At 41.5% G+C, this 22285-nt stretch carries 25 protein-coding genes; 15 read left to right on the top strand and 10 right to left on the bottom strand.

Going from position 1 to position 22285, the window contains the following annotated elements; all coding sequences use genetic code 11:
* The first annotated feature begins 26 nt into the window (after positions 1 to 26).
* Together DDV96_RS13955 and DDV96_RS13950 are read left to right on the top strand one after the other, a co-directional pair.
* Positions 27 to 461 (top strand): LNS2 domain-containing protein, encoded by a 435-nt coding sequence (locus DDV96_RS13955; protein WP_116695397.1) that lies wholly within the window; start codon positions 27 to 29, stop codon positions 459 to 461.
* 21 nt (positions 462 to 482) lie between these two features.
* Positions 483 to 1274 (top strand): (Fe-S)-binding protein, encoded by a 792-nt coding sequence (locus DDV96_RS13950; protein WP_116695396.1) that lies wholly within the window; start codon positions 483 to 485, stop codon positions 1272 to 1274.
* 209 nt (positions 1275 to 1483) lie between these two features.
* Here the strand turns inward: DDV96_RS13950 and DDV96_RS13945 are convergent, their stop codons facing one another.
* Complete coding sequence (locus tag DDV96_RS13945) at positions 1484 to 1789, bottom strand: hypothetical protein (RefSeq protein ID WP_116695395.1); 306 nt, start codon at positions 1787 to 1789, stop codon at positions 1484 to 1486.
* Positions 1790 to 2020: 231 nt separating this feature from the next.
* Between DDV96_RS13945 and DDV96_RS13940 the strand changes: the two genes are divergently transcribed.
* Positions 2021 to 3925 (top strand): CocE/NonD family hydrolase, encoded by a 1905-nt coding sequence (locus tag DDV96_RS13940; protein WP_116695394.1) that lies wholly within the window; start codon positions 2021 to 2023, stop codon positions 3923 to 3925.
* Between the two features lie 177 nt (positions 3926 to 4102).
* On the opposite strand, the gene DDV96_RS13935 is transcribed toward DDV96_RS13940, so the two are convergent.
* A complete protein-coding gene (locus DDV96_RS13935; RefSeq protein WP_116695393.1) occupies positions 4103 to 4687 on the bottom strand; it encodes a pseudouridine synthase in 585 nt (194 codons plus the stop codon).
* A 149-nt stretch (positions 4688 to 4836) separates the two neighbouring features.
* Here DDV96_RS13935 and DDV96_RS13930 point away from each other — a divergent pair, with 149 nt between their 5' ends.
* Positions 4837 to 5211, top strand: coding sequence for a hypothetical protein (locus DDV96_RS13930; RefSeq protein WP_133240859.1), 375 nt, complete (start codon positions 4837 to 4839; stop codon positions 5209 to 5211).
* Between the two features lie 76 nt (positions 5212 to 5287).
* Here the strand turns inward: DDV96_RS13930 and DDV96_RS13925 are convergent, their stop codons facing one another.
* Both DDV96_RS13925 and hpf read right to left on the bottom strand, forming a co-directional pair.
* Positions 5288 to 5746, bottom strand: coding sequence for an arsenate reductase family protein (locus DDV96_RS13925; protein ID WP_116695391.1), 459 nt, complete (start codon positions 5744 to 5746; stop codon positions 5288 to 5290).
* 2 nt (positions 5747 to 5748) lie between these two features.
* On the bottom strand, positions 5749 to 6051 hold the full coding sequence (gene hpf / locus DDV96_RS13920) for a ribosome hibernation-promoting factor, HPF/YfiA family (protein WP_116695390.1): 303 nt from the start codon (positions 6049 to 6051) through the stop codon (positions 5749 to 5751).
* 487 nt (positions 6052 to 6538) lie between these two features.
* Here hpf and DDV96_RS13910 point away from each other — a divergent pair, with 487 nt between their 5' ends.
* From DDV96_RS13910 to DDV96_RS13865, 11 genes are all read left to right on the top strand, one after another.
* Positions 6539 to 8497 carry an aconitate hydratase gene (locus tag DDV96_RS13910; protein ID WP_116695412.1) on the top strand — a complete coding sequence of 653 codons (1959 nt, stop codon included), beginning with the start codon at positions 6539 to 6541 and terminating at the stop codon, positions 8495 to 8497.
* 167 nt (positions 8498 to 8664) lie between these two features.
* Positions 8665 to 9267, top strand: a complete 603-nt coding sequence (locus tag DDV96_RS13905; RefSeq protein WP_116695388.1) for a nitroreductase family protein — start codon at positions 8665 to 8667, stop codon at positions 9265 to 9267.
* Positions 9268 to 9289: 22 nt separating this feature from the next.
* A complete protein-coding gene (locus DDV96_RS13900; protein WP_116695387.1) occupies positions 9290 to 9481 on the top strand; it encodes a hypothetical protein in 192 nt (63 codons plus the stop codon).
* A 25-nt stretch (positions 9482 to 9506) separates the two neighbouring features.
* Positions 9507 to 10130: an NADPH-dependent F420 reductase gene (locus tag DDV96_RS13895; RefSeq protein WP_116695386.1), complete on the top strand. Its 624-nt coding sequence runs from the start codon at positions 9507 to 9509 to the stop codon at positions 10128 to 10130.
* Between the two features lie 71 nt (positions 10131 to 10201).
* Positions 10202 to 11050: a formate/nitrite transporter family protein gene (locus DDV96_RS13890; RefSeq protein ID WP_116695411.1), complete on the top strand. Its 849-nt coding sequence runs from the start codon at positions 10202 to 10204 to the stop codon at positions 11048 to 11050.
* Positions 11051 to 11247: 197 nt separating this feature from the next.
* Positions 11248 to 11736 (top strand): DUF4251 domain-containing protein, encoded by a 489-nt coding sequence (locus tag DDV96_RS13885; RefSeq protein ID WP_116695385.1) that lies wholly within the window; start codon positions 11248 to 11250, stop codon positions 11734 to 11736.
* 71 nt (positions 11737 to 11807) lie between these two features.
* Positions 11808 to 12260, top strand: coding sequence for a universal stress protein (locus DDV96_RS13880; RefSeq protein ID WP_116695384.1), 453 nt, complete (start codon positions 11808 to 11810; stop codon positions 12258 to 12260).
* Between the two features lie 173 nt (positions 12261 to 12433).
* Positions 12434 to 12589, top strand: a complete 156-nt coding sequence (locus tag DDV96_RS15880; RefSeq protein WP_165806016.1) for a hypothetical protein — start codon at positions 12434 to 12436, stop codon at positions 12587 to 12589.
* A gap of 646 nt (positions 12590 to 13235) precedes the next feature.
* Positions 13236 to 14342, top strand: coding sequence for an RICIN domain-containing protein (locus tag DDV96_RS13875; RefSeq protein ID WP_116695383.1), 1107 nt, complete (start codon positions 13236 to 13238; stop codon positions 14340 to 14342).
* Positions 14343 to 14622: 280 nt separating this feature from the next.
* Positions 14623 to 15723, top strand: coding sequence for a hypothetical protein (locus tag DDV96_RS13870; protein WP_133240858.1), 1101 nt, complete (start codon positions 14623 to 14625; stop codon positions 15721 to 15723).
* Between the two features lie 13 nt (positions 15724 to 15736).
* The gene (locus DDV96_RS13865) at positions 15737 to 16228 is read left to right on the top strand and encodes a hypothetical protein (RefSeq protein ID WP_116695381.1); all 492 of its coding nucleotides are present in this window, start codon (positions 15737 to 15739) and stop codon (positions 16226 to 16228) included.
* Positions 16229 to 16408: 180 nt separating this feature from the next.
* Here the strand turns inward: DDV96_RS13865 and DDV96_RS13860 are convergent, their stop codons facing one another.
* The 6 genes from DDV96_RS13860 to DDV96_RS13835 form a co-directional block, all read right to left on the bottom strand.
* Positions 16409 to 18148 (bottom strand): thiamine pyrophosphate-dependent enzyme, encoded by a 1740-nt coding sequence (locus DDV96_RS13860; RefSeq protein WP_116695380.1) that lies wholly within the window; start codon positions 18146 to 18148, stop codon positions 16409 to 16411.
* A 206-nt stretch (positions 18149 to 18354) separates the two neighbouring features.
* The gene (locus DDV96_RS13855) at positions 18355 to 18834 is read right to left on the bottom strand and encodes a phage tail protein (protein WP_116695379.1); all 480 of its coding nucleotides are present in this window, start codon (positions 18832 to 18834) and stop codon (positions 18355 to 18357) included.
* Complete coding sequence (locus DDV96_RS13850) at positions 18831 to 19271, bottom strand: phage tail protein (protein WP_116695378.1); 441 nt, start codon at positions 19269 to 19271, stop codon at positions 18831 to 18833. Before DDV96_RS13850 ends, DDV96_RS13855 begins: the two co-directional genes overlap by 4 nt.
* 112 nt (positions 19272 to 19383) lie before the next feature.
* The gene (locus DDV96_RS13845; RefSeq protein ID WP_116695377.1) at positions 19384 to 19731 is read right to left on the bottom strand and encodes a VOC family protein; all 348 of its coding nucleotides are present in this window, start codon (positions 19729 to 19731) and stop codon (positions 19384 to 19386) included.
* A 48-nt stretch (positions 19732 to 19779) separates the two neighbouring features.
* Positions 19780 to 21105, bottom strand: a complete 1326-nt coding sequence (locus DDV96_RS13840; RefSeq protein WP_116695376.1) for a serine hydrolase domain-containing protein — start codon at positions 21103 to 21105, stop codon at positions 19780 to 19782.
* A gap of 149 nt (positions 21106 to 21254) precedes the next feature.
* Positions 21255 to 22253 carry an LLM class flavin-dependent oxidoreductase gene (locus DDV96_RS13835; RefSeq protein WP_116695375.1) on the bottom strand — a complete coding sequence of 333 codons (999 nt, stop codon included), beginning with the start codon at positions 22251 to 22253 and terminating at the stop codon, positions 21255 to 21257.
* Positions 22254 to 22285: the final 32 nt, after the last annotated feature.

The raw sequence follows: 22285 nt of genomic DNA, 5'->3' as shown, positions 1-22285 counted from the left end.
GTGAACGTTAAAAAGTATCCCAGGATATGAAAAAAGAAGAAGTAGAGAAATTATTGCATGACAAGGTAGAAAAAGGGGAGCACGTTAGCCCCATACTTCCAAAGGATATAAAAAATTATTTGATAGATATTGATGGGACAATCACAGACGATATACCAAATGAAGAGCCAGAGCGCATGGCTACCTGTGAACCTTTTCCAGATGCTTTAAAAACATTAAACAATTGGTACGACCAAGGCCACATTATCTGTTTTTTCACCTCGAGAACAGAGGCGCACCGAGAAGTGACCGAAACTTGGCTTAACAAACACGGGTTTAAATACCATTCCCTGTTAATGGGCAAACCCCGTGGCGGAAATTATCACTGGATAGACAACCATCTGGTAAAAGCCACCCGTTACAAAGGAAAATTTACAGACCTGGTGGAAAAAAACGTAACCATTCAGGTTTTTGAAGATTAAAAATAAAGAAAGAAAGACACTATGAGTGAACCGATAAAAGTACCAACAATGGCCGAATATATGGCGGAAGGCAAAAAACCCGAAGTATTATTTTGGGTAGGCTGTTCCGGCAGTTTTGACGATCGGGCCAAAAAAATTACCAAAGCTTTTGTAAAACTATTGCACAATGCAAAAGTGGATTTTGCCGTCTTGGGAACCGAAGAAAGCTGTACAGGCGATCCAGCAAAACGCGCAGGAAATGAATTTCTGTTCCAAATGCAGGCCATGACCAATATTGAAGTGCTCAATGGCTACGAAATTAAAAAAATCGTTACCGCGTGTCCGCACTGTTTTAACACCATTAAAAACGAATATCCCGAACTGGGAGGGAACTACGATATTGTACACCACACCCAATTTCTGAAATCGCTCTTAGACGAAGGAAGGTTAAAAGTAGAAGGCGGAAAATTTAAAGGAAAGAAAATCACTTTTCACGATCCTTGTTATCTCGGCCGTGCCAATGGCGAATATGAAGCCCCTCGCGATTTATTGCGTAAACTGGAAGTAGAGCTGGTTGAAATGAGACGCTGCAAATCCCGAGGACTGTGTTGCGGAGCCGGTGGGGCACAAATGTTTAAAGAACCCGAAGAAGGCCAAAAAGACGTGAACATTGAGCGTACCGAAGAAGCCTTGGAAACCCAGCCCAGCGTTATTGCTGCTGCCTGTCCATTTTGTAACACCATGATGACCGATGGCGTAAAGGGCAAAGAAAAAGAAAACGATGTAGCCGTAATGGACGTTGCCGAAATGATTGCCAACGCCGAAGATTTATAATATAAATCCAAAATAGGCTATCTGAAATTTAAGTACAGTAAAGTTTAGCCTGTCTTTCCGGCAGTCGCAGACGAACGTATAGTTTAAATCATTTTTTAGACAACCTTCATATAGATCATAAAAAAACAAGACAAGCTCTATTTTATTGGCATCCAAATAAATTATAAAATCGTTCTTGTCTTGCTTGCCTTGTTCTTGTACTTTATGGTTTACCCTTTAGAGGCGTCATCCCGTTCTAAATTCTCGTTACTGTCGCCGCCTTGGCTGTACAGTTTGTTTTCTTCGTCTTTTAATTTTGAGGGACCTTGGTTCTTTTTGGCTTTATTGCTCCCGGGAACATCTAAGTTTTTTCCGCTGAAATCTATCTGCTGCGCGCGTTCTTTCAATTGTTGGTCATCTCCGCCATCACCGTGTATGTGGTCTTGGCCCAACATTTCCAAGTCGTGCTTGGTAACATCGGCATTGTAGGTTGTGTCTTTGCTGTTTGATTTTTGATTTTTACCTTCTGTGCTCATAATCTTTATCTTTGTTTTCCATTAAAGTACGGGTTATTATTTGAAATCCACTTCTATTTAACGCCCTGTAAACAAACTATAACAAGATTTTATAAAAATTAGCCGCGCGCTACAAATCATTCTCAATTTCTTCCAAAGAAAAACGCTAAATATCTCTATGTTAAAATTGAACTTTTACAAGGGACACTGCTATTTTTCTTATAGTTTTAAAACTTGTTTAAACCATTTTTTATGAAAAACCGACCAATCTATTTCTTTGTGCTTTTACTGATCGTGTTAATGGGATTTAATACAGTAATTGCTCAAAATAAAACCGAAGAAGAAGATGTATTTCAACAACTGGAAGAACTCGCCATAACCGATCAAAAGATTATGATGCCCATGCGCGATGGCGTTCGGTTGGCAACCGATATTTACCGCCCTAAAACCGATAAAAAAGTACCCATCATTTTTTCGAGAACACCTTATAATTTCAACACGTGGCAGGATGGCGAAAAACGCAGCCGCACGGCCAAATCGGCGTTGGAGGCCGTAAAACGAGGCTATGCTTACGTGGTACAAAACGAACGGGGCCGGTTTTTCTCGGAAGGGGAGTGGGACATCCTTGGCGTGCCATTGACCGATGGATACGATGCCTTTACCTGGATGAAAAACCAACCGTGGTCCAACGGTAAAATTGGGACTATTGGTTGTTCTTCCACCGCTGAGTGGCAAATGGCCGTTGCCGCCTTGGACCATCCTTCTCACGCCGCCATGGTGCCTATGGGCTATGGCGCAGGAATTGGCACAGTAGGCGAGTACCACGAACAAGGCAACTGGTATCGGGGAGGCGCAGAGCAGTTGTTGTTTTTCGCTTGGCTGTATGGCGTGGAACAGGACAAGTTTAAACCCAGGATTCCCGAAGGGACCACGCAAGAAGACCTTATCCGTATTTCCCGCTTTTACGATCTAGCACCGGAAAACCCAAAAATCGACATGTCCGAAGCATTGTCACATTTGCCCATTCAGGATATGTTACAGAATATGCACGGCAAGAAAGAGATTTTCGATAAAATGGTACGCCGTAAACCAAACGACCCGGCATGGTACGAAGGCGGTTTGTATCACGACACCATGGGCTTTGGCGTACCCAGTTTTTGGTTTGTATCTTGGTACGATGTTTCCAGCAGCCCTAATTTGGCATTGTTTAATCACGTGCGTCAAACGGCCAAGGAGAAAGAAGTACGCGACAATCAGTATCTGGTCATTGCCCCAACATTGCACTGCGGATATTTCCGGGCAACCGAAAACACCATTGTAGGCGAACGCCCGGTTGGCGATGCTACCTTGAACTATGAAGAACAAATTTACAGTTGGTTCGATTTGTGGTTGAAAGAAAAGCAAAACAATTTCAAAGAAGAGACACCGCGCGTTCAATATTATACCATGGGCAGCAATAAATGGCAAGCTTCGGAAACCTGGCCTCCTAAAAAGGCTGAAATGACGCCCATGTATTTAGAAAGCAATGGCCAAGCCAATACCCTGAATGGCGACGGTAGGTTAACATTTAAAAAACCAAAAAGAAAAGACGCGCCAGATACCTTTACCTACGATCCCATGAATCCGGTTCCATCATACGGCGGAAACGTGTGTTGCACCGGAAATGCCATAGAAGGGGGTGCATTCGACCAGCAAGCAATGGAGACCCGAGAAGATATTTTGGTGTACACCAGCGAACCCTTAAAAGAAGGCATGGAAGTTTCAGGCTTTATTGAATCGACCTTATACCTTTCCAGTGATGTAAAAGACACCGATGTAACCATCAAACTCATTGACGTTTATCCAGATGGCCGTGCCTACAACCTTGATGAAACCATACAACGTGTTCGTTATCGCGAAGGGTATGACAAAGAAGTATTTATGGAAAAAGGAAAGGTGTATCAAGTAGATTTAACCCCAATGAGCACAAGCAATTTCTTTAAAAAAGGACACCGCATCCGTATTGAGGTATCGAGCAGTAACTTTCCGCGTTTTGCAAGGAATTTGAATACGGGCGGAAATAATTATGACGAAAAAGAAGGTGTGGTGGCACACAATACCATACATCATTCCAAGATATATCCGTCTATGATAAAATTGCCTATTGTTTCAGAATAATAAACAGCTATAAACGTGATTAAAGAGGACGCCTAAAAGTACTTTTAACTGTCTTTTCGAGCACGGTATAAAACTACAAGGTTCTCACTGTCAATGGGGTCTCGACTGCGCCTATCCAACTAAAAAGGCAGGCTTGACCGGATATCAATTTTTTTACTTTTTAGACACCTTCTTTTTTTATACCCCCAAAGTTTCTACTGGAAGCACTTCACCGGCTTGCATGCCATTGATCTTTATGTCGCCAACGCGCACCCGTACCAGTCTGAGGGTGGGAAAACCTACGGCAGCTGTCATTTTCTTGACTTGCCGAAATTTTCCTTCCGTTAAGGTGATCGAAACCCAAGAAGTTGGGCCGTGGCGGCTATCCCGTATCTTTTTAGCCCTTTTAGGCAGATTGGGCACGTCAATTAACCGAAACGCTTCACACGGTTTTGTTTGGTATTTTTTTCCGCTGTACCCTATTTCAACACCTTGCTGCAACTGGTTAATGGCCGCTTCGGTTATCAATCCATCTACTTGGGCGTAGTATTCTTTTTCAATTTCTCCGCTGCATATTTCATGACTAACCTTGCCGTTAGTGGTAAGGAGCAATAAACCTTCACTGTCTTCGTCCAAGCGACCAACGGCCATGGTACCTTCAGGAAAATCATAGAGTTCGCCCAACAGTCTTTTGGAATTCTTTTTAGGTCCATTGTTCACAAATTGACTTAAATAACCATAGGGTTTATACAGCGTAAAATGTTCGTGGGCAGTTTTCTTCATAGTTCAAAAATAGCTAATATTCAATTGCTTTTGAAAAGCCTATTTATTTTAAAAAATGTTAAGCATTGTTAACGAAAGCGTTAAACATCGGTTTGATGGCAATGAATCATCAAATTTTTAAGTATTTTATCTTTCAAAATTCAAACACCATGAAAAAACTGATACTACTTTTAACATTGTTTATTGGCTTCGCGGCCCAAGCACAGGATCCTTTTTTACAAAAAGATGCCGATGATTATGAAATAAGGGCCGATGCCTTAACCGAGACTTATAATGCCGAATTGGCGTTAACTTCTAAACAAGAGCTGTTGTTCAAAAAGAAAATTGAAGAGTTTTTGCCGCGTTACGACAAAATACGCCAAAATCTTGAAGGCCGGGAAAAACTGAACAGCCTTTTAAGCCTCGGAGAAGAAGAATCTGCCGAAATGCGAGACATCCTTACCCAACCCCAATTTGATTTATATGTTAGGTTGAAAGAAAAAATACAGCCGCTGGGCAGGGTAGATACCAAGCAGAAGAAATAAACCGAAAGCTATCAGCACAATAAAAAAGCGCGGAACTTGATCTGTTCCGCGTTTTTTTTAGCAATTTCAACCCATTTTATTTAAAGTTTTCATCTTCGGTTTTGGGTTCTATGTTGGGTTTTTCGGTATGCATGGTTTTTTCAATTCCAGCAGATTCCACCCCAAAAAAGTTCATGATATTGGGCGGGTTTTCAATTTGCATCGTCTTCTCACCTTTAATGGCAATGGGCTGGGTCAATACTTCATTGTTGTTTTGCAGTATTTTAATCCAATCGTCGGTATCAAAGTCTGAGGTATCTGTGCCTTTCTCTTCCATAATGCGTTTATCCACCAAATCGCCAACCGATTTCCCCATGGCTTTGGCCAGCTCGACCCATTGGGTTCCGGTAACTTTCACTTTGGAAATATCCACGGCTTCCACTTTTTCGTCAATGCCCTGAAGATAACTCAACGTATGTTTGCCCACACGGGTATTGCTGCTATATATTAAGGTAAGTTGTCTATCGTCTCTTGCGATTTCTCCCATTTCTTCCATGTTTAGTATGTTTTCATTTTGCCTTTTCGTTTTTGCAATTGCCGGTCGAGTTGGTTGATGACTTCGGCTAACGAAATTTCAAATTTTTCTTTGCTTTCTTCAGCAAACAACCGGGGTCCGGGAGCGCTTAACTGAATTTTTGTTTTTCGTCCGGTTTCATCATCCGAGGTGTTTTCAGCTTCAAAAAAAACATCGGCTCTTACAATAAAGTCGTATTTGTTTACCAGTTTGTTTATTTTCTCGGTGGCAAGCGCTTCCAAACGGTCGCTGGCCGAAACATTGTCGTACTCAAAGTTAATGTTCATAAGTTCTCAATTTTTTTAGTTCCTTAAATATACAATTCAGTAACGCAGGGTACAAAAATTTAATAATACTTTGTGAAATTATGCAACTTCTTCAGGGTTTCACATCAATAGGAATAACTGCGGAAGCAACAATCCCTGTGGCCAAAGACAAAACAATAATGCCAAGGACGGCCATTCGCGAGTTTTTATATGATTTGATAGGGTCCTTAAAGTCCTGCAAAAGTCAAGACAATACCTTGTGGGTTGCGGAAAACAGTTTCCGAAGCAAACCGGTACCATGGTTATTTTTTGAATCAAAATAGACTTTGCCTGAAAATAGCGTTTCAAACTCTCAATGAAACAGCCACGATTCAGTAAGATTTCGTTTCCTGATTGTTTTCCTCTTATTAAAACTCAAATAACTGTTTTTAAAATATAATTTATTGTTAAACCAATTTTAAATACACCCAAATTTGAATACCTTAATGCAAAACTTTGAACCATGGGAATGAACGTAACACAAAAACTGATTAAAGAACATTTAATTGAAGGGGAAATGACCCCTGGAAAAGAGATTGGCATTAAAATAGACCAAGCGCTTTTGCAGGATGCCACAGGTACTTTGGTACAATTGGAACTCGAAGCCATGAAACTGGACCGCGCCAAAACCGAAGTGGCCGTACAGTATGTGGATCATAATTTATTGCAAACCGACTTTAAAAATGCAGACGACCATTTGTTTTTGCACAGTGCCGCGCAAAAATTTGGGTTGTGGTTTAGCCGTCCGGGAAATGGCGTGAGCCATCCCTTGCATATGGAACGCTTTGGCAAACCCGGAAAAACGCTTGTTGGTAGTGATAGCCACACCTGTGCCGCTGGTTCGTTGGGCATGTTGGCCATTGGTACGGGAGGCTTGGACGTGGCCGCAGCCATAGCCGGGCAACCGTATTTTGTGAAAATGCCAAAAGTAATGGGGGTGAAAGTTACCGGCAAACTCCCAGACTGGGTAAGTGCCAAAGACGTGATTTTGGAAATGCTCCGTCGCCACGATGTTAAGGGCGGCGTTGGCAAAATAATTGAATATTATGGCGATGGCCTTAAACAGCTCAGCGCAATGGACCGCCACGTAATTGCCAATATGGGTGCCGAATTGGGTGCTACAACCACCGTTTTTCCAAGTGATGAAGAAACCAAACGGTTTTTAAAAAGTCAAGAAAGGGAAGACGACTGGAGAGAACTTCTTGCCGATGACGATTGTGAATACGATTTGCACGACGAAATCGTATTGGACGAACTTATCCCATTAATAGCTTTACCAACCAGCCCAGGAAATGTGGTTCCCGTAAGTGAAGTGGCCGGAAAAGAAATAAGTCAGGTGGTCATTGGCTCTTCGGCAAATCCTGGATTGCGAGACTTTTGGATTGCCGGCGCCATTGTGAAAGGAAAATCTGCCCACACCGATGTCTCTTTCGACATTAACCCAACCAGCAGGCAGATTATCCAAAATATGATCGACAATAAAACCTTTGCCAATTTAATTACCGCTGGTGCGCGTTTTCATCAAAGCGGTTGTATGGGCTGTATCGGGATGGGACAAGCACCAGCAAGCGGTACGATAAGTTTACGGACCATGCCGCGAAATTTCCCAGACAGAAGCGGTACCAAAGACGATCAAGTGCATTTGTGCAGTCCTGAAACCGCTGCAGCTTCAGCATTGACCGGAAAAATCACAGATCCCCGGGATTTAGAAGAACTGTACGATATGGAATACCCAAAATGGGTGGCACCAGAGCTCCACATTATCAACACCGATATGTTGGTGGCTCCACCGCAAGATACTTCGAACATCGAGCTAAAAAAAGGGCCAAATATTGCTTCCATACCGCATATTCATGACCTTCAGGACAAATATACCGTGCCGGTACAATTAAAAATGGGCGACAATATCTCTACCGATGAAATATTGAAGGCTGGGGCAGAGGTGCTCCCTTTTAGAAGTAACCTGCCCGAAATAAGCAAGTACAGTTATACTGTTATCGATCCTACATTTTACGACAGGGCCATGAAAACCAAAGACCAATACGGCGGCCATATTGTAGTGGCCGGTGAAAATTACGCACAAGGCAGTAGCCGTGAACACGCAGCGTTGGCTCCCAAGTATTTAGGCCAAGTAGCCGTACTGGCCAAAAGCTATGCCCGTATCGCTTGGCAGAATATGGTAAACTTCGGTATTTTACCTTTGGAGTTTGAAGACAATGATGATTACGAAAAAATTGAACAAGGCGATATGGTACAATTTAAAAACCTACGAAAAGATGTGGAAAACCGGAACACCATTACCGTAATCGTGAAAAAAGATTCTGGAGACATTGAAATCCCAACCAAACACAGTATGAGCGAACGGCAAATACGGGTGTTGCTCAAGGGAGGCATCATCAACGATTTTAAAGACCGCCTAAGCGCATAGTTTTATTCCCTTGCTACGGTAAAGATTCGGTTGCAAGGGACGAAAATGTTTATCTATACCAGTATGTAATTCCCTGAAAAGGCTTTAAAAATGAATTTAGCTATCGTTAAAACTTTTTTAAAGCCTTTTGTTTATTGCGCAATCCCTTTATCTTTAAAAGAAAAAATATGTTGAAAACCAACTCAATTGAAAAACAGACTCCAACGGCTTACCCCATTTATCCATTGATTGAAGAACGGTGGAGCCCAAGGGTATTTTCTAACAAAGCCATTTCAGAACAACAAGTAAAAACCTTGCTCGAAGCAGGACGGTGGGCGCCAAGCAGCAGCAATCAACAACCATGGCGCATTATCTGGGGCATAAAAGGAACAGAAACTTATGACAGGATTTTCAACTGTTTGCATAAATTCAATAAAGGGTGGGCCGGTAACGCACAAGTTTTATGGGCTTGCGCTTTTAAAAAAGATATGCAAAACGGCACCAAAGAAAACTTTCACGCCTTGCACGATTTAGGGCTGTTTATGGGCAATGTATGTATGCAAGCCACGAGTATGGGCATAGCCGTTCACCAAATGGCAGGAATTGATTTTAAAGCGGCGCAGAAGGAATTTAACTTTCCCGATAATTACCACGTGGCCACCGCTGCAGCATTTGGGTATTACGGCGGAAATCCCCATGAATTGGATGATGAGCTGAAAAAACAAGAACTTGAAAAAGAACGGAGCCGCAATCCACAGTCTGAATTTGCCTTTAACGGAAACTTTCAGTAATAAGAACTTTTAAAATAATTACATGAGCGATAAACCAAAAAAGAAACACGCCGATTTTCAAGATAAATACAGACGGTCTTCGAATTTCGGGTCTTCAGATGAAGAATTGAACCTTGACAAAGACGGAAACCTCAAGAGCACAAATAGGGATGAAAAAACGACGAAAGAAGTTCGGAAATCGGTAGATAAGCTATTGGATTCCGAAGAAGAATAACGAATAACACTAAAAACAATTGATTATGAAAATAGGAGTAATAGGAAGCGGAAATATAGGCGGAAACTTAGGAAAACATTGGGCGAAAGCCGGACATGAAGTATTGTTTAGCTCAAGGCATCCCGACCAATTGAACGATTTGGCCCGCGATGCCGGCAACAACGCAAAAGCCGTAAGCTTAGATGAAGCTTGGGAAGCCAAGGCAGATGTCTATCTTTTGGCAACACCTTTTAAAGCCATCGATGAACTGAGCGAAGTTTATGCCGGGGAATATGCCGATAAAATAGTAATAGACGCCACGAATCCATATCCAGAACGTGATGGCGAAATGGCAAAAGAAGTAAAAGAAAGCAACCGAAATGCCTCAGAATATACGGCTATGAAGTTCAACACGGCAAAAACTGCCAAAGCTTTCAACACCATTTATGCTAAAGATTTAAAAGAACGGGCGTTTAGGGATACCGATAAATTGGCGGTCCCTTTTGCCGCTCAAGACGAGGAGAGCAAAAAAATAACACAACAGCTTATAGAAGACATAGGGTTCGAAGCCGTTTACATTGGCGGGTTAAAAGACACACACATTATGGACCCCGATCAAAAAATATATGCTAAATCGCTCAACCGGGCAGAATTGGAAAAGCTCATCTAAAAACAGGATATTGAAACAAGCGATGGTCCTTCGGTAGGATGCTTTCTGCCGAAGGTTTTTTTTCAAAATATATGACGCAAAAAGAAAAAGAACAACAAGAAATAGATTCCGAACTGGACAAAACCACTACGTCTAACGATAATGTGTCTAAATCGCACGGAGAGATTTTAAAACAGCAAATCTGCGAAGGACAAGAGGTGTATAAAAAAAGTTCGGTGAGTATTTTGTTGAGTTCGTTTACCGCGGGGTTAGAAATAGGCTTCAGTTATTTGCTGTTGGCTACCCTGTTGTTTTTTTTGCAAGGCAAGGTGGCAGAAGACACAGCCTTTAAACTGCTATCTTTGGTATATCCCATGGGCTTTATCATGGTTATTGTAGGGCAGTCCATTTTGTTTACCGAACAAACTTCCTTATTAACATTGCCGGTGCTCAACAAAAAGCAATCGCTGGGAAACCTGCTTAAATTATGGGGTTTTGTGATCGTGGGAAATCTATTGGGCGGTTGGGCCATGGCCGCTATTTTGGTATGGATTGGCCCCAAACTGCATATTTTTGATGCCGAAACGGTTTCAAAAATCGCTGCGCATGTAACCGATTACAGTTTCTGGGTCATTTTGGTCAGTGCTATTTTGGCCGGATGGCTCATGGGGTTGCTTTCGTGGGTACTTTCTTCTTCAAAAGATACCATAAGCCGTATTTTCATAATTTACATGATCACCGCCGTGCTTTCTTTTGCCGGTTTGCACCACAGCATTGTAGGCAATGTGGAAGTATTTGCAGGCTTATTGGTGCCCGCTTCGTTATCATTTGGCGATTATGCCCAGTTTCAAGTTGTGGCGTTGTTGGGCAATGCCATTGGGGGAGCGGTGTTTGTAGCCTTATTGAAATACCGCGCTTTTGTGACCAATATCAAATATTAATCACTGTTTGACCGGTAAAGGGAGTGCCAAAGGAAACCCATTTAATGCCTAACGGCATTTTGGTAAATCTACAGATTGCGGACAGGCACAGGTCCTATAGGAACAAAATAATTTTTTAATAAAGTTTTATAAATCAAGATGATAGCCTAAGGGCATGGTTTTTGTAATTTTATAAGAGTACATTAAAATAGACTATTATGAAAACCCTGCTCTTTCTGTTACCGTTGCTTTTTATAAGTTGCGGAACAGCCCATGACACTTCAATAGCTGCCCATACTAACGAAGTACGGCAATGGGCCAATGACAAACAATTTACCATAGAATCGCAATGGGCGACCCCGCAAACTGGAAACCGGATCAATCTAATTGGCAATGCCAATCACCTTACTTTTAAAAACGACACTGTTTCGGCCTATCTGCCATTTTTCGGTGAGCGGCATAGCGGTAATGTATTTGACGGCGGTGCCATTGAGTTTGAAGGAGTTCCGAAAGACCTTCAAACCAAGTACAACCAAAAGAAAAATGCAGCTATTATCACGTTTGACATTTCAGAAAAAGGGGAGCATTATCAAGTAAGCGTTACCTTGTACGGCAACAAAAACAGCCATATAAGCGTGAATAGCAGTCAACGCGATTTTATGGGGTATGATGGCCGGGTAAGTGCTTTGTCGGAAACTGAAAACTAAACCAAGTTTTAACGTTGAAATTGCAATTTCTCCTTAAACAGATGAAGACTAACTCCTAAAAATTTTTTATTATGAAACGTATATTGATTGCCATAGATTATCACCCCACCTCGGAACAAGTGGCCGAGACCGGCTATAATTTGGCAAAAAAACTGAAAGCAAAGGTGTGTTTATTGCACGTGATGGCTCAAACGCGATACTACGGAATGGAATACCCTTCTTTTTTAGGATACGAGGGGTATAATTTTCCAGTAAACATGCAGATGGATTCTGAAATACAAAAAGTTGCCGAGGATTATCTGCAAAAAGCGGCCGCCCATCTGGACAACAAGGTGGAAACGAAGCTGAAAAAAGGCGAAACGGCCACCGCTGTTTTGAAATATGCAGACGAATGGAAAGCTGACCTAATTGTGATGGGAACCCACAGCCATAGCTTTCTTGAAAAATTACTAATGGGAACCGAAGCCACAACGGTATTGGAAAAAACCGAAGTACCCGTGTTGATGGTACCGGTAAAAAAGTAAAGTAGGGAAGGAGGCTATTTATTTGGGATTTCCTTCAAAAAAATAAAAAACTTAACAAAACTTACTGAAAATCCTATTTTAACTATATTTATATTGAATCGTGGTAATAATTGGCGCCAATGCTGATTTTTTTATCAATACGAATTACAAGAAACAATTAATCAACAACCTATATGAGTACTGACACACAAAACCATCAAGATCACGAAGATTATATTTTAAAAGATAATACCAAAACAAAGTTTGGTGCAGGATTTATAATCATCGTTCTAATTGTATTAATTGTGGGGGCGGCGCTTTCCGGAATGTTCTTTTTTGAATGGTGGTAGGAGATGCTTTTCACTAAATTAACCTCCAATTTCAGGGTTGTCGCTAATCTGAATATATACTTGTACAACTTCCGGAATCGTTTCTTTTATTTTCTTTCGTAAACTGTCGCTTATTGCTTTAGCAGTTTGTAGGCTGGCTTAGGTCGGCATCGAATTTCACCACGGCAATGATCAAAATTTTATCGAGGCCAAAATACCTGGTTCGGAGTGAACCGCAAGCTACTATTTGTTACTAAAGATATTTTTTTATAATATGCGGCACGATGGAAGTATTATAAAGGGGATAGAACAGAGAATAATACTTGAGGTGTAAAATATTCTATTTTACATAATATAAATTATAGTACAAATGGATTAATTTGAATAAAATGGCGAATAGCACTTTTTCGTGCTATTTAGCAAGATCCCAAATAACACTCTTTATATCATAACACAGACAACACGGAATAAATTAGAACTACAAATTCCAATACGCTTCATCTTTACAATCAAATAGATTTACTCCGGTAAAGAAAATCATTCTTTGGGACAAAATTAGCCGTCCTTCGTCCTACATCATTTTCGTTCATCTTTGATTTTTGGTTATTTGCAGTATAAATTTCCAAATAAATCACATCTATTTTAAAAACAGCTAAACTTTTACATTATGGAAACACGTAACTTGTACACCAGAACACCAAAAAACGTTTTACTGCTGAAATGGAAACGATATAGCCTATTGGTAATCGCGTTATTGGTATCATTTGGTGCATCTTTTTCTGCCATTGCACAAGAATATGCCTTTATAAAAATTGAAGACAGCAGCGAAAAACCAAAAGCTGTCGTCGCAGGAAATACGTACGATGGTAAAATGTACCAACAAGAGTTAAAAAACAGGGACAACGGGAAATGGCAATTTATCCCTACGGGCGATGGATACTATAACATTGTAGATGTTAGGCACGGAAAAGCAATTGTAGCAGGAGATCGGCAGGACAACAACGTGTACCATCAGGATGCTAATAACCGGGATAATGCAAAGTGGAAACTAGTGAAAAGAGCCAATAATAAGTTCCATATTATTGATAAAAAACATGGAAAAGCCTTGGTAGGTGGCAATGTTTTTGACGGAAATCTTTATCATCAAGACCCAGGACTGCGCAGCAATGCCCTCTGGAACCTAACCGTGATAGAAGGTATTCATGACCGGATAGCACCCAAGGAAATCGTGCTTTTTGAAAAACACCTAAATACCGTGTACGATATTGATAAAAAGGTACTCGATAATAATTCGAGCCCTAAAACCTCCACGCTCAGTGCTAAATACACCAACAATACGACGCGGGACCAAACACAGGAAATTTCTGAATCGACACAATTCGCAAATTCGGAAACTTGGGAAACCACAGAGTCCATATCCAATAAAATATGGACAGAAATAACCGCCCAAGTGGGTTGGAAAGCTGGCAGTGGCGGTGGTATGGAAGCTACGGTATCCAATACATTAGGTTTTGGGAATACTACGACCAACACGAAAAGCAAAGGGGGATCGGCAACGGTTACCACGACCATAAGCTTTAAGACCAACACCGTGGTCCCGGCTGGAAAGACAACTATTTGCAAGCAGTTGATCCGTTCAGAAAAAGCTAGTGTTCCTTTTGTTACAACGGTGATACGAACGTATGGCGATAGATCTACTAAGGAAGTGGAAATACCAGGTGTTTGGAAAGGCACCTTGATTTCAAGAAATGAGGTAACCTGTACCGAAAATTAAAAATCACCTTCAATTTTATACGCAAAAACAATACAATTAGTTCTTCAACATAATTAGAACCAAAAAGTTCCATAGCACTTTATTTGTTATGGAACTTTTGGTTAGCTTTCATGCTATAAACAATCCCTGTAAAGAACATACCTACTGAAATATAGGGGTTTAACCCTTTCATAAATAGGGTGTTTAACGGGTGTTTGCAATTGAAATCCTTTCTAATTTTACAGGTATAAATAACAAACCGGCCAAAATCCCCAGCGTGGCCCTTAAAAAAGCAAAGATTATGGATTCATTATTTTTTAAACCTATTCAATTTTTATGGCTATTGCTTTTGGCGGCAATACTGTCCAGTTGTGGTTCTTCCACTTCTTTGACTACCCGCTATGCGCCATTTCATCCCGCAAATAACACTGCGGTGAATTTTACGTTCAACACTAGCGATAACGACGGTATTGCCCGGGCAGAACTTTTTGTATATGAATATGAACTGTACGTAAACCCAGACAACAATATGCGATCGGCCCGCCAACGCCCCGGCGGTCAATGGGGCTTTGTAAGGGATTGGAATTATGACCCAGAACCCACATCGGCAAACGAAACACATAACTTTTCTGCTGGATTTGCAGCTGGATCGTTTGTGCGCTTTTTGGTTCGCATTACTGACGGAAAAGGCAGGAACAAATCTGAAGACTGGTATTTTGCGGCTGGCGATTGGCCTTATGGCAACTCCCCTATCCCAATTTTAGGGAAAGGCGCACCCGCCAAAACCATCGATGTGGCGTTTGTAGCAGACCGAACGGACTATAGTTCGGGACGCGATATGTTGCCCGATCTGGAAGGCTTGATTTTTGATGGGTATCATATTAACAATGCCATAAGAAACCGAAGGCAACTATGGAGTTTTTATTACTCCCCGCAAAGAGGGTTTATTAGCGATTATGACAGTGGTGTTCTTACGATGGATATCCCCTCCAGCGTTAGTAATTCATCCATAATAGACCATGCGGCCGTTATCCATACCACGGTGAAAAGGGATTGGGCCAGTGGTGGTAATTTTGGAACCGAACCTACCAATATTGGAACAGCAGTCCATGAAAGTGGCCATAGTTCCTTTGGTCTTGCAGATGAATACAATAGTGGAAACTGCCGTACCTCGTCCGACCCATACCATAATGTGTACAGCAGTAGATCTGCTGCCGAAACGTATAATACCGATCATGGATGGCCCACAAGCGACGTAGAAGAAATATTTTCGGGATGTTTTCGGGTAGAGCCTTCCAGCCTTAACTGTATCATGCTCAATGACGGCGATGCAACGATGCCCGATTTTGAACGGTCATGCATTTTAAGGACCATTTGGTATTACAGTGAATTAACAAACTAAAAACACACGTATTATGAAAACCACGATAAAATTAAATAGAATAGTCCTATTGTTAACGGTATCGCTTTTGTTCAGTATATCGGCAATGGCACAAGAGCCAAAAGAAAATATAAACTTACCTGAAACACCAGATCCAGAAAAAGTGCCAAGGGACATTAGTTTATATCAACCTGTTCCCGTGTTACGGTTAACCTTTAAGGTTACAGAAGAAGGGTATCAGCTTGTTTCAACCGACAGGATTTTGGGTGCACCATCAACGGCAATTGTACAGGATAGGCCCTTGCGCATTACGGCATTCGGCAAACAAAACGAACCTTTGAAAACCGTTTCCAAACCCAATCCGCTTGAAGTACGCACGGCAGGAACCGATAGGGCAGGTTTTGCTAGATTAGATGAAGCTACAGTCACCGTGTTTTTTGATAAACCCGATCAGTTGGGTTCAGTAAGAATACAGTTGTTTGAAAACAATGAACCGGTTTATGAACAAACCTTTGAGGTGCAGTAAATACATTATACCATTGGCATTGGGCATACAGTTTATTAGCATCATTAAAGCTGAAAAAATCAAATCCTAACTTAGTTCAATGCCAAGAGGCTGTCTAAAAAGTAGTTTACGTTGTCAATAAGACAAAGTTGAATGCTTTACTTTTTAGACAGCCTCAATAATTTATTGCCACGCAAGACTTTAAAACAGTTCCTTTAAATACTTAAAGTTAGACTTTGCCGTGTCGATAACTTCGGCGGTATGGCCGTTCAGCATTAATTTGCCCATACTTTCGGCAAACCCTTTTATTTGGTCAAATTCCACTTTGGGCGGCATTGCCAGTGCATCTGGGTCGGTAAATATGTTCACAAGTGCAGGGCCGTCGTGTGCAAAGGCTTCTTGCAAGGTGTTTTTAACGTTTTTGCATTCGTCCACGTTCCAAGCTTTAATGTTCATGGCCTCGGCCACTTTGGCGAAATCGGGGTTTTTCATATCAGTCTGCCACTCGGGGTACCCGGCTACTTGCATTTCTAGTTTTACCATTCCCAAGCTGCGGTTGTTAAAAATGATGATTTTTGCCGGGATGTTATATTGGCGAATGGTCATTAAATCACCCAAAAGCATGCTTATGCCGCCATCACCGCACAGGGCGATCACTTGACGGTCTGGGCGCGAAAGTCCTGCCCCAATGGCCATTGGCATGGCATTGGCCATAGAACCGTGGTTAAACGAACCTGTTAAATACCGATTACTTTTTCCTTTAATATACCGTGCCGCCCAAACTGCGGACATCCCGGTATCAACGGTGAAAATGGCATCATCTGCAGCGGTTTCATTGATGACAGAAGCCACAAACTCAGGGTGGATGTTGTTTTCTTTCGATTTGGCTTTCACATACGAGGCGTATTTTTCTTCTTGCGCTTCATGAAGCTCCCGCATTTCAGTTAAAAATTTATCATCTTCATTAGAATCCAACATAGGCAACAGCGCTTCGATTGTATCTTTTATGGTTCCAGCATAGCCATAATCCACTTTGGCACGACGGCCAATGCGTTCGGGTTTGTGATCTATCTGTATGATTTTGTTTTTTTCGGGCAGAAATTCGGTGTATGGAAAATCGGTGCCCAATAAAATCAGCAGATCGGCTTCGTGCATCGCCTTGAACCCAGATTTACTGCCTAACAAACCATTTAAACCCACCGCATACGGATTGCTGGTTTTATCAAAAAATATTTTTCCGCGGAAACTAAAACCCATGGGCGCGTTCAGTTTTTCTGAAAGTTGCATTGCTTCTTTCTGAGCATCTTTACAGCCGTGCCCACAAAACAACATCACTTTTTTATTGGAATTAATGATGGTAGCCAATTGTTCCAATTCTTCTTTCCCCGGAATAAGCCTGGAATTGGTTTTGAAATTTTTATGCGAAGTGGTAATGTGCTCGGCATCGGCTTTTGAAACATCGCCCGGCAAACCAACCACTGCCACTCCCCTATCTTGAATTGCGTGCTGAATGCCCGTTTGAAACGCGTGTGCCGCCTGCTCTGGCGTGTTGGCCATAAAACAATATTTACTGCAATCGTCAAACAACTTGGTGACATTGGTTTCCTGAAAATTATCCATTCCCAATTTATTGGTGTTTACGGTGGTAGCGATGGCAATCACCGGATTTCCGGCACGGTTGGCGTCGTACAGACCATTGACCAAATGTACGTGTCCTGGGCCACTGCTGCCCATACAACAACCTATGCCGTCCAGCTCGGCGTCCGTGGAAGCGGCATACGCCCCGGCTTCTTCATGGCGTACATGAATCCACTGTAACCTACCATCCCGTCTAACGGCATCGTTTATGGGGTTTAAGCTGTCGCCTGTTACTGCGTACAACCTTTTAACGCCAGCATTTACTAAATTTTCAACCAATACATCTGCTACATTTTTTGCCATATCGTTTCTTTTTCATTAAAGATAACAAGCGAGTGGTTTTATCTGTATTAAAGTGGCGTTAATTGTTGTTTATAACTTGAGTTTTCATCGGAAGTGTCGATTAAGAAATGGACTGATAATAAGTAAAATGATTTTTGAAATTTCCGAAAGTTGGATACAGTTAAATTGAAAAATAACCGTGGGAGAGGTTATTTTAAGTTTAAAGCTCACTTATGCTCAAAGAAAGTTTCCTTTTCATCCTCAATTGGCGCTATTACGTTTCCATCGCCGTCGATAACCTGAAAGTATTTGTAATCCAGTTCTATGCACTCCAGTAGTATTTTCGTGTCTTGGGCATGCAGTTCTTCCACGCCCCAGCCTACCGGAACAGCCTGTTCGATTTCCCAAGCACTTATTGGCTCGTGTTGGGCATTTAGCAGTTTAATCAATAAGTTTCGGGGTTGTTTTTTATGATTGTTTATAGCGTCCATGCACCAAGCGATCAATTTGGAGTTGGGTTGATAGGCCCGTTTTAAAACAATGTTTTCAAAATGAACCTTTCGTTCTTTGCTGTCCTCCTTTGTACAGATTCTGGCCTGCAATCCTTGTACTGATTGAAACTGACCGTCAGAAATCGATTTTTGACCCTCAAATTCAACAACGAAATGCATGTTCAATGGCGGATATGTTTTTCGTGGCGGCCTCATTCGCTATCGCTACCGTTTTCAACCTGTATGCCTTCGTGGGTGAGTTCCATGCGTTCAATAAACACTTCGGTTTTGGTGGCATGAAGCCCGGAATATTTAATGGACACCGGCCACGTATTGCGTACCTTCCAAACAACCGTAGGTTCGTGCTCTTCATTTAAAAGGCTAATGGTAATATCCCTTCTTTCCTTGCTTTGCCTAAAATCGTCAAACCATTTAAAAAAATCGTTGTCATTTTTGTGCATCCCGCGTTTCAGTACAATGTTGCGAAATTTCCTGAGCCCCGGCAGTTTCTGGGTCGAAAATTCCAGGCTGGCGCCGTGTCGGTATTCCAAGACTTCATATTCCATATCGAGGCCGGTCACTTCAGTAAATCCAATTCTTGTTCCGCCCCAATCTACTCGAAAGTGAAAATTAACCAATGGTAACTCTTCCATAACAGTTCTATTTATCGTTATAACCTATTCGTTTTCAAGATACTGAAAATATAGAACAGTAAGAAATGAAAAGGACATAATTGAGTAAACAACAAGCGCCAAGGCACTTTTTTTATTGATTGGTCCAAATGGCCAATTCGTTTCCTGATGGGTCTAAAAAATGAAACCGCCTTCCGCCGGGAAAGGAAAAAATGTCTTTGGAAATGGTTCCGTTGGCTTCAATAATCGTGCTTTTTACCTGTTCTAAATTTTCATGGTATAAAACAACGAGTGCACCATTTACAATTTCGGCATCTGTTTTTTCGAAACCTCCCTGCAGCCCACTTTCTGAAAAATCCACATACGTTGGGCCATAATCGGTAAAACTCCATCCAAAACAAGTGGAATAGAATTTCTTTATTAATACAAGGTCATTGGCCTTTAATTCGATATAGTTGATGTGGTTGTTTGTCGTGTTCATGTTAATGGCTATTTAAAACTGAAGGTACTTCGCTTTATTTAAGCATCATTATTCTCTACTCAATTCGTATGTTTGGCCTCCTTGATGGACAATCAATTTGTTTTCTTTTGGTTGAAATGTTAATTTGATCATTACACTTTCTGAATAAAAAATATGGGGCCCAACGGCATCCAGCGGAAACCTTGGCTGTCCTTCTCCTTGTGCGATAAGTGTATCACCATCTTTTGTAATATAAATATCAATTGGAAAAGCAGAGCTGCCATACGTTCCCAAATAGGTGTCCAATTGTTCTGAAGTTACTTCTATGGTTTCCTTTGGTGAGAAGTCTGGAAGGGTATAGTTCATCTCAAAGTAGATTTTAACGGCACCAAGAAAAACCCCTGAAACCTGGGTGTATAAATTGTTTGTGGTTAATGACATGGATACGTTTTCGGCTGGAAAGTATGCTGAAAACGCCTGAAAACCATCAATGCTGCCTCCATGTCCATAGACTTCTTTATCTTCAAGAGGTAATTTCATAAGCCCCAATCCCATTCCTTCTTCAGCATTTATCATAGCCCGCAACGAAGCTGTTGACAACAATGTACCGGTGAACATGCTTGTGAAAAATTGGTTCAATTCAGTTGCTGTTGACACTACGGCCCCGGCACCCATTGGGATGCTCATATTGGTTTGCAATTTAATTTCTTTCCATTCCGAATTTTCAAAAATATACGGTAATGCCTCATTGTTTGAGGGCTTTATGGGCTTACCATATTCCGTTCTCTTTAAGTTTAAAGGTTTGATTATTCTTTCATCTAAAATAGTTGCGAAATCTTTCATTTCAACTTCTTCAGCGATATAGGACAATAAAACAAAATTGGTGTTGGAGTACTGTGTTTTCTCGTTGGGCTCAAAGTTGGTACCGTTGTCGATAATGCGCTCAATCATTTTTTTACGGGATTGAGGTTGCTCCACCCAAGCCCTTAAGTCTTTCGTTTGGGTAATGTTAAACAGGCCGCTTTTGTGCCGTAACAGGGATTCAACAGTAATTTTGTCGGCATTGGGAACTGTTGGGAAATATTTGCTTAACAAGGTGTTCACGTTTATTTTTCTTTCTTCAACAAGTTGCATAATGATGGCAGCGGTATATGTTTTTGAAATGGAACCGATGCGGTATTTGGTTAAATCATTTGCCTTTGCCTGGGTTGCCACATCTGAAAATCCAAACGATTTATTATAAACCTCCTCCCCATTTGAAAAGATGGAAAAGCCTCCCATGCCTTTGTTATTGGCCTCAATGACACTAAAAAGGCTGTCCAATTTAGCTTTATTGAACGTTTGTGCCTGTAATGAAGCTATACAGATAAAGCATGAAAAGATATATTTTAACATATTGATAGTGATAAGGTTGTTGTTCTCAAATATACACCTTTAATTGCTTTAGGAAACTAGCTACACATAGGACGGCGAAAAAACCACATTTTTATTGAGGTTTTTATATAATACAAGCTGCTTATTCGCAATGTTAAATCTTAAAAAAATTATAGTTCTTTCATGACTTCTGAAAATATCTGAAACGATTTAACACGGGCTTCGGGATCGTAAATATGGGAAGCCACCATAATTTCGTCCACGCCGGTTTCTTTTAAAAACCCTTTTGTTTTTTGTTTTACCGTTTCCTTGCTTCCTATAAAAGCATATTTCAGCATTTTCTGAAACGCTGGGTTTTGAAGAATCTGTTTTAACTCTGAAGTCATTTCAGTAGGCGGCTGCACATAGTCAATATTTCCTGTCATCACGCCAAGCATCATCCTGATCAATGAAGTAGAAATTTTTTCGGCTTCCGCATCGGTATCGGCTGCAATAACATTGATACACGCCATGGTGTAAGGCTTTTCAAGATATGGAGAAGGTTGAAAGGTATTGTAATAAATGTTTAACGCTTCAAACAAGTGGGTAGGCGCAAAATGACTCGCAAACACGTAGGGCAGACCTTCTTTTGCCGCCAAATGGGCGCTATCGGTACTGGAGCCTAAAATATACATAGGCATCGTTACACCTTCGGCTATGGGCGCCCGTACTTTGGCGTGTTGGTTATCTGTTGAAAAATACTGCTGAATGTTCCGCAGTTCTTCCGGAAACTTATAGACCGCTTGCATCCTATCCGGCCGAATGGCCTGCGCGGTAACTTGGTCGGTGCCTGGCGCCCTGCCCAATCCTAAATCAATCCGGTTGGGATACAAAGCTCCCAGGGTGCCAAATTGTTCGGCAATCAATAGAGACGAATGATTGGGCAACATAATCCCGCCAGAGCCTACGCGAATTCTCTCGGTGCCGCCGGCAATATGCCCGATAAGTACAGAAGTTGCCGAGCTGGCAATGCTTTTCATATTGTGGTGTTCGGCCAGCCAAAAACGTTCGTAGCCAAATTGTTCGGCTTTTTGGGCCAAGGTGAGGCTGTTTTTAAAGACTTCCGTAGGAGTGAAATTGACCCCAATGGTGGCCAGTTCTAAAATCGAATAGGGTGTTGGTTTCCTCATGGTATTTTACGTGTAATTCAACCTTAACAGTA

Source organism: Marixanthomonas spongiae (assembly GCF_003095375.1).
Taxonomy (GTDB): Bacteria; Bacteroidota; Bacteroidia; order Flavobacteriales; family Flavobacteriaceae; genus Marixanthomonas; species Marixanthomonas spongiae.
Note: the sequence above shows the minus strand (reverse complement) of the source record. Positions and strands in the feature narration are given on the sequence as shown.

Bases quoted from the DNA above. Each gene is read 5' to 3' on its own strand.
- DDV96_RS13930 (WP_133240859.1), top strand. From the start codon at position 4,837: ATGAAAAAACTGATACTACTTTTAACATTGTTTATTGGCTTCGCGGCC.
- DDV96_RS15880 (WP_165806016.1), top strand. From the start codon at position 12,434: ATGAGTACTGACACACAAAACCATCAAGATCACGAAGATTATATTTTA.
- hpf (WP_116695390.1), bottom strand. From the start codon at position 6,051: ATGAACATTAACTTTGAGTACGACAATGTTTCGGCCAGCGACCGTTTG.
- DDV96_RS13840 (WP_116695376.1), bottom strand. From the start codon at position 21,105: ATGTTAAAATATATCTTTTCATGCTTTATCTGTATAGCTTCATTACAG.
- DDV96_RS13875 (WP_116695383.1), top strand. From the start codon at position 13,236: ATGGAAACACGTAACTTGTACACCAGAACACCAAAAAACGTTTTACTG.
- DDV96_RS13950 (WP_116695396.1), top strand. From the start codon at position 483: ATGAGTGAACCGATAAAAGTACCAACAATGGCCGAATATATGGCGGAA.
- DDV96_RS13910 (WP_116695412.1), top strand. From the start codon at position 6,539: ATGAACGTAACACAAAAACTGATTAAAGAACATTTAATTGAAGGGGAA.
- DDV96_RS13850 (WP_116695378.1), bottom strand. From the start codon at position 19,271: ATGGAAGAGTTACCATTGGTTAATTTTCACTTTCGAGTAGATTGGGGC.
- DDV96_RS13870 (WP_133240858.1), top strand. From the start codon at position 14,623: ATGGATTCATTATTTTTTAAACCTATTCAATTTTTATGGCTATTGCTT.
- DDV96_RS13945 (WP_116695395.1), bottom strand. From the start codon at position 1,789: ATGAGCACAGAAGGTAAAAATCAAAAATCAAACAGCAAAGACACAACC.
- DDV96_RS13905 (WP_116695388.1), top strand. From the start codon at position 8,665: ATGTTGAAAACCAACTCAATTGAAAAACAGACTCCAACGGCTTACCCC.
- DDV96_RS13900 (WP_116695387.1), top strand. From the start codon at position 9,290: ATGAGCGATAAACCAAAAAAGAAACACGCCGATTTTCAAGATAAATAC.
- DDV96_RS13865 (WP_116695381.1), top strand. From the start codon at position 15,737: ATGAAAACCACGATAAAATTAAATAGAATAGTCCTATTGTTAACGGTA.
- DDV96_RS13895 (WP_116695386.1), top strand. From the start codon at position 9,507: ATGAAAATAGGAGTAATAGGAAGCGGAAATATAGGCGGAAACTTAGGA.
- DDV96_RS13880 (WP_116695384.1), top strand. From the start codon at position 11,808: ATGAAACGTATATTGATTGCCATAGATTATCACCCCACCTCGGAACAA.
- DDV96_RS13925 (WP_116695391.1), bottom strand. From the start codon at position 5,746: ATGGAAGAAATGGGAGAAATCGCAAGAGACGATAGACAACTTACCTTA.
- DDV96_RS13835 (WP_116695375.1), bottom strand. From the start codon at position 22,253: ATGAGGAAACCAACACCCTATTCGATTTTAGAACTGGCCACCATTGGG.
- DDV96_RS13860 (WP_116695380.1), bottom strand. From the start codon at position 18,148: ATGGCAAAAAATGTAGCAGATGTATTGGTTGAAAATTTAGTAAATGCT.
- DDV96_RS13955 (WP_116695397.1), top strand. From the start codon at position 27: ATGAAAAAAGAAGAAGTAGAGAAATTATTGCATGACAAGGTAGAAAAA.
- DDV96_RS13890 (WP_116695411.1), top strand. From the start codon at position 10,202: ATGACGCAAAAAGAAAAAGAACAACAAGAAATAGATTCCGAACTGGAC.
- DDV96_RS13855 (WP_116695379.1), bottom strand. From the start codon at position 18,834: ATGAGGCCGCCACGAAAAACATATCCGCCATTGAACATGCATTTCGTT.
- DDV96_RS13845 (WP_116695377.1), bottom strand. From the start codon at position 19,731: ATGAACACGACAAACAACCACATCAACTATATCGAATTAAAGGCCAAT.
- DDV96_RS13940 (WP_116695394.1), top strand. From the start codon at position 2,021: ATGAAAAACCGACCAATCTATTTCTTTGTGCTTTTACTGATCGTGTTA.
- DDV96_RS13935 (WP_116695393.1), bottom strand. From the start codon at position 4,687: ATGAAGAAAACTGCCCACGAACATTTTACGCTGTATAAACCCTATGGT.
- DDV96_RS13885 (WP_116695385.1), top strand. From the start codon at position 11,248: ATGAAAACCCTGCTCTTTCTGTTACCGTTGCTTTTTATAAGTTGCGGA.